Below are 8486 nucleotides of genomic sequence, written 5' to 3'. Positions count from 1 at the left end.
GTCGGTCGCCAATGCTCCGCAGTGGCTCCCTCCTCCGCCTTGCGATGCACGCACCCCAACGCCGCCCCGCCCGCCCTCCGGGCGGACGACGGGAGCTTGAAGAAAGGCCCAGGTCCTCCCGCCCTGGGGCGTCCCACCCCCACGACCGTGATACAAATACCGGTATAAGAATTGGATCCAGGGGAGAGAAGCACCATGGTCGAACTCAAGTCGGACGCCGGGCTGGCCGCGATGCGCGAGGCCGGGCGGGTGGTGGCGGACGCGCTGGCGGCCGTCCGGGAGCAGGCGGCGGTCGGAGTGAGCCTGCTGGAGCTGGACGAGGTGGCGCGGGGCGTGCTCAAGGCGGCCGGGGCCACCTCGCCGTTCCTCGGCTACCGTCCGGCCTTCGCGCCCGTCCCGTTCCCGGCCGTCATCTGCGCCTCGGTGAACGACGCCGTGGTGCACGGCATCCCGGACGGCTACCGGCTGCGCGACGGCGACCTGGTGAGCATCGACTGCGGCGCCCTCCTGGACGGCTGGGCCGGGGACGCGGCGGTCAGCTTCACCGTCGGCACCGCCCGGCCCGAGGACACCGCCCTGATCGAGACCACCCGGCGCGCCCTGGAGGCCGGCATCGCCGCCGCCGTGGTCGGCAACCGCACCGGCGACATCGCCCACGCCATCGGCGCCGTCGCCCGCGCCGGCCGGTACGGCCTGCTGGGCGGCTACGGCGGCCACGGCATCGGCCGCCGGATGCACGAGGACCCGCACGTGCCCAACGAGGGCCGCCCGGGCCGGGGTTACCCGCTGCGCCCCGGCCTGGTGCTGGCGATCGAGCCGATGCTGCTGGCCGGCGGCCGCGACGACCACCGCACCGACCCGGACGGCTGGACCCTGCGCACCGTCGACGGCGCCCGGGCCGCCCACATCGAGCACACCGTCGCCATCACCGAGGACGGCCCGCGGATCCTCACCCTGCCCTGATCCGGAAGGACTTAGGCTCGGGCCATGACCAAAGCTGTGATGTTCGACTTCTCCGGCACCCTCTTCAGGGTCGTCTCCACCGCCGAGTGGCTGGCGGCCCACCTCGCCGCCACCGGCCTCGCCCTGCCCGCCGGGGAGGAGGCCGAACTGATAGCCCGGCTGGAGGAGTTCGGCGCCCTGCCCGGCGGTGTGCCGCCGCGCCGCATCCCGCCGGAGGTCCAGCAGGCCTGGGACACCCGCGACTTGACCCCCGAGCTGCATCGCACCGCGTACACCGCGCTGACCCGCGCCGCCGAGCCGCCCGCGGCCATCGACGTGGACGCCCTCTACGAGTCCCACCTGGCGCCCGCGAGCTGGCGCCCGTACCCGGACGCCGCCCCCGTGCTGCGCGAGCTGCGCCGCCGGGGCGTGCCGGTCGCCGTGGTGAGCAACATCGCCTGGGACCTGCGGCCGGTCTTCCGCGCGTACGGCCTGGAGGAGCTGGTCGACGTCTACGTGCTGTCGTACGAGGTCGGCGCCCAGAAGCCCGACCCGGTGATCTTCGAGACCGCCTGCGAGCGGCTCGGCCTCGTCCCGGCGGACGTCCTGATGGTCGGCGACGACCGGACCTGCGACGGCGGCGCGACCGCGCTCGGCTGCGGCTTCCACCCGGTCGAGCACCTGCCGGTGGACCGGCGGCCGGACGCCCTCACGCCGCTGCTGGCCGTCCTGTCCGGGTGGGACGGGTGACGGAGGACACGAGGTGGTGCCCCGGGGGCCCGGAGTACCGTGCGGGGCATGAGTGATCAGGACTTCACCACGCACATCACCGTCCGCGGGTACGAGACGGACTCCCAGGGGCACCTGAACCAGGCGGTCTACCTCCAGTACGCCGAGCACGCCCGCTGGGAGTACCTCCGGGCGGCCGGGATCCGCCAGGCGGACCTGGTCGCCGAGGGGGTCGGCCCGGTGGTCCTGGAGACCACGGTCAAGTACCTGCGGGAGCTGCGCGCGGGCGACTCGGTGGCGGTCAGCTGCTCGTTCACCTGGCGGGACGGCAAGACCTTCCAGGTGGTGCAGCGGCTGGTCCGCGAGGACGGCGTGCTGGCCGCCGAGATCACCGGTGTCGGCGGCATCCTCGACCTGGCGGAGCGCAGGCTGGTCGCCGACCCGCGCGAGCCGCTGCGCGCCCTGGCCGCCGACCCGGGCCGGCTCGGCCTCTGAGCCGGACCGGACCCCGCCGTACCGCTCCCACCACCCCCACCCCGCGCGGCCGGAGACCGTGGCCGGAAGCGGTCTCCGCCCCTTCCCCGGCGCCCGGGGGATTTCCCCACCCCCGACCGGCCCGCTGCCCGCATGGTCCCAAGTCCCGTGCCCCAGCAGACTCTTGGGCATGACGAAGCCCACCCGCACCACACCCGCCCGCACCACACCCGCCCGCACCGTCACCGCCGTGTTCACCGCGGCCGCCGCCTTGGCCGTGACCGCGCTGAGCGCCCTGCCCGCCGGTGCGGCCGAGAGCGCGAAGCCCGGGCGGGACGGCCTCGCCTGGGCCGCGTGTCCGGGCACCCCGGCCGACAGCCCCCAACGGTGCGCCGAGGTCACCGTCCCGCTGGACTACGCCGATCCGGACGGCGCCCGCGTCACCCTCGCCGTCTCCCGGATCAGCGCCGCCGAGCCCGGCCGGCGCCGAGGCGTCCTGCTGGCCGTCCCGGGCGGACCGGGAGGTTCCAGCCTCGACCTCGTCCACGGCATGGCCGGGCGCCTGCCCCAGTCCGTCCGGGACCGCTACGACGTGGTCGGCTTCGACCCGCGCGGCGTCGGCCGCTCCACCCCGGTCAGCTGCGGCCTCGACCCCGCCGACCTGTCGATGGTCAAACTGCGTCCCTGGCCGGCCGCCGACGGCTCGATCGACGGGAACCTGGCCACCGCCCGCCGCATCGCCGACGCCTGCGCCCGCAACGGCGGCCCGGTGCTGCGCAGCATCTCCACCGCCAACGAGGCCCGCGACCTCGACGGCATCCGCCGCGCCCTCGGCGAGCGCCGCCTCTCGCTCTGGGGCGTCTCGTACGGCACCTACGCGGGCGCCGTCTACACCACCATGTTCCCCGAGCGGACCGACCGGGTCGTGCTGGACAGCAACGACGACCCGGACCCGTCGCGGGTCGGGCGCGGCTGGCTGGACGCCTACGGCCGGGGCGTCGAGGACCGCTTCCCGGACTTCGCGAGGTGGGCGTCCGCGCCGGACAACCCGGACCGGGTCGCGGACACCCCCGAGGAGGTCCGCCCGCTCTTCCTCGACCTCGCCGCCCGCCTCGACCGGACCCCGCTGCCCTGGCCGGGCGCCAACCCGGCGGAGCTGAACGGCAACGTGCTGCGCCAGACCCTGCTGGACAGCATGAACGCGGACGCCCGCTTCCCGGACGTCGCGGCGCTGATGCTGGCCGGTCTCGGCCGCCGTCCGCTGCCCGCCCCGGTGGTGCCGCCGGAGGCGGCGGTGCAGAACACCATCGCCGTCTCGGTCGGGACCCTCTGCAACGACGTCCGGTGGCCCGCCGACCCGGCCGGCTACGCCAAGGCCGTGACCGCCGACCGCGCCGCCCGCCCGCTCACCGCCGGCCTGCCGGTGAACGTGATGCCCTGCGCCTTCTGGCCGTTCGCGCCCGCCGAGCCGCCGGTGCGGGTCACCGACCGGGGCCCGTCCAACGTGCTGCTCACGCAGAACCTGCGCGACCCCGCGACGCCGTACACCGGCGCGCTCAAGCTGCGTGCGGCGTTCGGGGACCGGGCGCGGATGGTGACGGTGGACTCGGGCGGCCACGACGTGTACCGGGCCAACGGGAACGCCTGCGGCGACGAGGTGGTGACGGACTACCTGGTCACCGGCCACCGTCCGGCCCGGGACGTCTTCTGCCCGGCCGGCTGAGCGGGTTCGGCTGAGCGGAACTGGCCGAGCGAGGTCGGCCGGGCGGCGCGCGGGGCAACGGGCCGTGGACGAACGGTCCTTGCCCCGTCGTGCACGCCCGTTCGACCCTCGGGAATGAGTCGAATCCGTCGCGATTTTGTGACAATCCTTCGCCAACACCCGCTCCCCACGGCCTGTTCACGGCCGTAATGTTCGATCTATGTCACCGAAGAGCCGCATACCCGCCGCTTCGGACCCGGGCGACACCTGGGTGCCGCGACCGAGGCGCCGCGAGACCCCGATCGGCTTCCTGGGCCACGCGGCCACCTTCCTCGGCTCCAGCGTGCTGGGCGGGGTGCTGCTGGCGGGCCTGATCCTCCCGGCGGCCGGGGCGGTCGGGCTCGGCGCGAAGAACGGCGCCGAGGGCTTCGAGAGCATCCCCGACGACTTCAGGACCCCGCCGCTGAGCCAGGCGACGCAGATCTTCGACGCCAACGGCGGCCTGATCGCCAAGGTCTACGAGCGCGACCGCACCGTCATACCCGCCGACCAGATGTCCCCGCTGATCCGCACGGCGCAGGTGGACATCGAGGACGCCCGGTTCTACGAGCACGGCGCCGTCGACCTCAAGGGCATCCTGCGCGCGATCACCAAGAACGCGGAGAGCGGCGCCGCCGTCCAGGGCGCCTCCACCCTGACCCAGCAGTACGTGAAGAACGTCAACGTGGAGAAGGCCGGGGACGACGCGGACGCGGTGCGCGAGGCGCAGCGCAAGACCCTCGGCCGCAAGATCCAGGAACTCCGGTACGCCATCAAGCTGGAGGAGGACCTGAGCAAGGAGCAGATCCTCACCAACTACCTCAACATCACCTTCTACGGCCACCAGGCGTACGGCATCCAGGCCGCCTCCCAGCGCTACTTCAGCAAGGACGCCAAAGACCTCAGCCTGCCCGAGGCGGCGATGCTCGCCGGGCTGGTGCAGAACCCGTCCCAGTACGACCCGAAGCTGCACCCGGTGGCCGCGCAGAAGCGCCGCGACACCGTCATCGACAAGATGGTGGAGAACAAGCACATCACCGCGGACCAGGCCAGGGAGGCGAAGGCCGCCCCGCTCGGCCTCAACTACCGGGACCCGCAGAACGGTTGCATCACCGCCAAGGCCGGCATGGGCTTCTTCTGCGACTACGTGCGGCACGTGGTCAAGCAGGACCCGGTGTTCGGCAAGAGCTCGGCCGAACGCAAGAAGCTGTGGGACACCGGCGGCCTGAACATCTACACCACGATGGACCCGGACAAGCAGGCCGCCGCCCAGAACGCCGTCTCCACCAAGGTGTACGTCACCGACCCGGTCTCGGCCGCGATGACGATGGTCGAGCCCGGCAGCGGCAAGATCCTGTCGATGGCGCAGACCCGCCCGTACGGCCTGGCCAAGGAGAAGAACGAGACCGTCGTCAACTACAACGTGGACGCGGCGATGGGCGGCGGCATCGGCTTCCAGCCCGGCTCCAACTTCAAGCCGATCGTGGCCGCCGCGGCCCTGGAGGCCGGCCTGTCGCCCACCCAGCGGTACGACTCGCCGAACCGGATGGACTGGCCGACGATGAAGACCTGCGACGGCACCTGGAAGAACCTCAGCAAGGGCAAGAAGGAGGGGACCATCCCCAACGAGAGCGCCGGTGAGGTCGGCCCGTACGAGCTCAAGCAGGCCATGGCGCTCTCCGTGAACACCTACTTCGTGCAGATGGAGCAGGAGATCGGCCTCTGCGCGGTCAAGCAGATGGCCAACAAGCTGGGCATGGAGGGCAAGGCGAACGGCGAGCCGCTCCAGGAACTGCCCGCGCTCGGCCTCGGCACCCAGGAGGTCAGCCCGCTGACCATGGCCAACGTGTACGCGACCTTCGCCGCCCGGGGCACCTACTGCGCGCCGCTGGCGATCAACAGGATCACCACCGTGGACGGCACCGACGTCCCGGTGCCCCCGGTCCACTGCTCCCCGGCGATGTCCGAGGACACCGCCGACGTGATCAACAGCGTGCTGCTCGGGGTGACCGAGAAGGGCGGCACGGCGCGCGACCTCGGCCTGGACGACGGCCGCCAGATCGCCGGCAAGACCGGGACGACGGACGAGAAGAAGTCGGCCTGGTTCACCGGCTACACGGGCAACCTGGCGGGCTCGGTCTGGCTGGGCAGCCCGGGCACCAAGGTGCCGATGCGCAACATCCGGATCGGCGGCAAGTACCAGGCCGAGGTCTTCGGCGCCACCGGCCCCGGGCCGATCTGGCAGCAGGCGATGAGCGACGCCGTCCGGAGCATGCCGGAGAAGCCGTTCGCCACCGTCCGCATCCCGGACCCGCCCCGGCGGGACGCCAACTGCACCACCGCCAGCGGCTCGCCGGGCTCGGTCACCTGCAGCGGCGCGCCCGCCACCGGGGGCCCGGGCAACACCGGCCGGCCGCGCGACACCGGCCCGACGACCGGCCGCACCGCGCCGTCCGCCCCGCCCGGCGCCACCGACCCGTCGGACCAGTGACCCGTCCGACCAGTGCCCCCGAGGAGCGGTGAACTGTCCGGCCCCGCCTGAGTACCCGTACCCAGGCGGGGCCGGCTACCGTGCCTCGACCGGTTCGCCGCTGTCCTGGTCGAGGTTGAACACCCGCCGGTAGGAGTCGGTCACCACGGTGATCTGCGAGCGCCCGGTCCAGCTCGCCTCCACCAGCCGGGCGTCGCCCGGGCGCCGGCCGATGTCCGCCAGTGACCAGCGCCGGGCCGACCAGCCCTCGCCGCTCTCCAGCAGCACCTGCCAGCGCTCGTCCGGGCCCGGCCCGGTGGCGTACGAGCGGTGCACCACCACCAGGGCCCGCTCGGCCCCGGCCGGGGCGTCCTCCCGGCTGCGGGTCTCGGCCGCCGACACCTTGTGCGCGGCCAGCACGCCGAGCAGGAACACCACGCCGGCGGTCACCGTGACCGCCCGGGTGGCCGTCCGCACGGCGGCGCGCGGGTCACTCAGCCAGGCGGCCGCGATCAGTGCCGCCAGCGCCCCGCCGATCAGCAGCTCCGGCTGGTTGAGCAGGTCGGCGACCAGCATCAGCCCGCCCGAGCGGCTCTCCCACTGCCCCTCGGTGTAGAGCAGGACGGCGGCCAGCCCGCTGCCCGCCAGCAGCCGGACCAGGACGCGCCTGGTCCGGGACGTCCGTCGGTTCATCGTCCCCCGGTTCATCGTCCCCGCGCCCCCGTTCCCCCCGTCGCCGCGGTCACAGCCCGGCGAGCAGTTCGCGGCCCTCCGGCCAGTCGCCCAGTCCGGAGTCGGAGTTGAGGTGCCCGTACGCGCCCGGCTCGACGTACCGGGCGCCCCAGGCGGCGGCGAACGCGCGGGCCCGCTCGGCCGAGACCCACGGGTCGTCGGTCGAGGAGACCACGACGGCCGGGAACGGGAACCGCTCCAGCGCCACCGGGCGGAAGTTCACCAGCTCCGGGACCTCGGCGGTGTCGACGTCCGCCGGGGCGACCAGCAGCGCGCCCCGGACGGCGGCGGTCCGCTCGGCGGAGGCGGTGGCGACCCAGTGGGCCGCGGTGACGCAGCCCAGGCTGTGGGCGACCAGCACCACCGGGCCTTCGGCGGCGGCCGCGGCCACCGCGGCGTCCACCCGGGCCACCCAGTCCGTCCGCTCCGGGTGGTCCCAGTCCGCCTGCTCGACCCGGCGGAAGGACTCCGGCCCGGCCGCCTCCCAGCGGGTCTGCCAGTGCTCGGGGCCGGAGTTCTGGTAGCCGGGGAGGACGAGGTAGGTGGTGCGGTCGGGCATGGGCTCCTCCGGGAGCGGGACGGTCGTGGGCAGCAGGAGTCTAGGACGCGGGCCGCCGACCCCCGCAGCCGGGCGCCCGACCAGGCGCGCACTCCCCGCAACCGGCGCGCGTAGCTCCGTATGCGCCGTCGTACGCCCGGTGCGCCCCGTTGCCAACGGTGTCGCCGGTACGGGAGGTTGGACCGGGCCCGGGCCGGCCGCCACCGCCCGGCGCCCGTACCCGATCCGAGGCTCGACCACGTGGAGGGATGTCGGCGATGACATCGAAGATCCTGCTCGTCACCGGGGACGCCGCCGAGTCACTGGAGGTGTTCTACCCCTACCAGCGGCTGCGCGAGGAGGGCTACCAGGTCGACATCGCGGCCCCGACGAAGAAACGCCTCCAGTTCGTGGTGCACGACTTCGTCGAGGGCTTCGACACCTACACCGAGAAGCCCGGCTACACCTGGCCCGCCGACGTGGCCCTCGCCGACGTCGACCCGGCCGACTACGCGGCCCTGGTCATCCCCGGTGGCCGCGCCCCCGAGTACCTGCGCAACGACCCGGACGTACAGCGGATCGCCCGGCACTTCTTCGCCGAGGACAAGCCCGTCGCCCAGATCTGCCACGGCCCGCTGATCACCGCCGCCGCCGGCCTGCTGGACGGCCGCCGCAGCTCCGCCTACCCGGCGCTGGCCCCGGACATCAAGGCGGCGGGCGCCGAGTTCGTGGACGGCGAGGCGGTGGTGGACGGCGTCGTCGTCTCGGCCCGCGCCTGGCCCGACCACCCGGCCTGGCTGCGGGCCTTCATCGAGGTCCTGCGCACCAAGGCGCCGCTCGCCTAGCGCTGATCCCGGAGC

Annotated in this window: 8 protein-coding genes; 6 read left to right on the top strand and 2 right to left on the bottom strand. The window is 73.8% G+C overall.

Going from position 1 to position 8486, the window contains the following annotated elements; genetic code table 11:
• Positions 1-195: 195 nt before the first annotated feature.
• The 5 genes from map to ACFU7Z_RS30550 all read left to right on the top strand — a co-directional run bounded on the left by map (position 196) and on the right by ACFU7Z_RS30550 (position 6377).
• On the top strand, positions 196-963 hold the full coding sequence (gene map / locus ACFU7Z_RS30570; RefSeq protein WP_380781058.1) for a type I methionyl aminopeptidase: 768 nt from the start codon (positions 196-198) through the stop codon (positions 961-963).
• Positions 964-987: 24 nt separating this feature from the next.
• Complete coding sequence (locus tag ACFU7Z_RS30565; RefSeq protein ID WP_380781056.1) at positions 988-1692, top strand: HAD-IA family hydrolase; 705 nt, start codon at positions 988-990, stop codon at positions 1690-1692.
• Between the two features lie 48 nt (positions 1693-1740).
• Complete coding sequence (locus ACFU7Z_RS30560) at positions 1741-2166, top strand: acyl-CoA thioesterase (RefSeq protein WP_380781053.1); 426 nt, start codon at positions 1741-1743, stop codon at positions 2164-2166.
• Between the two features lie 169 nt (positions 2167-2335).
• Positions 2336-3868 carry an alpha/beta hydrolase gene (locus ACFU7Z_RS30555; RefSeq protein ID WP_380781051.1) on the top strand — a complete coding sequence of 511 codons (1533 nt, stop codon included), beginning with the start codon at positions 2336-2338 and terminating at the stop codon, positions 3866-3868.
• A gap of 199 nt (positions 3869-4067) precedes the next feature.
• Positions 4068-6377 (top strand): transglycosylase domain-containing protein, encoded by a 2310-nt coding sequence (locus ACFU7Z_RS30550; protein WP_380781049.1) that lies wholly within the window; start codon positions 4068-4070, stop codon positions 6375-6377.
• Positions 6378-6452: 75 nt separating this feature from the next.
• On the opposite strand, the gene ACFU7Z_RS30545 is transcribed toward ACFU7Z_RS30550, so the two are convergent.
• Together ACFU7Z_RS30545 and ACFU7Z_RS30540 are read right to left on the bottom strand one after the other, a co-directional pair.
• Positions 6453-7049 (bottom strand): hypothetical protein, encoded by a 597-nt coding sequence (locus tag ACFU7Z_RS30545; protein ID WP_049660092.1) that lies wholly within the window; start codon positions 7047-7049, stop codon positions 6453-6455.
• 49 nt (positions 7050-7098) lie between these two features.
• Positions 7099-7647 (bottom strand): alpha/beta hydrolase, encoded by a 549-nt coding sequence (locus ACFU7Z_RS30540; protein ID WP_049660091.1) that lies wholly within the window; start codon positions 7645-7647, stop codon positions 7099-7101.
• Positions 7648-7904: 257 nt separating this feature from the next.
• Between ACFU7Z_RS30540 and ACFU7Z_RS30535 the strand changes: the two genes are divergently transcribed.
• Complete coding sequence (locus ACFU7Z_RS30535) at positions 7905-8471, top strand: DJ-1/PfpI family protein (protein ID WP_049660089.1); 567 nt, start codon at positions 7905-7907, stop codon at positions 8469-8471.
• Positions 8472-8486 lie beyond the last annotated feature (15 nt).

The sequence above is a fragment of the Kitasatospora sp. NPDC057518 genome (assembly GCF_042802075.1).
In the GTDB taxonomy this organism is placed as follows: Bacteria; Actinomycetota; Actinomycetes; order Streptomycetales; family Streptomycetaceae; genus Kitasatospora.
Note: the sequence above shows the minus strand (reverse complement) of the source record. Positions and strands in the feature narration are given on the sequence as shown.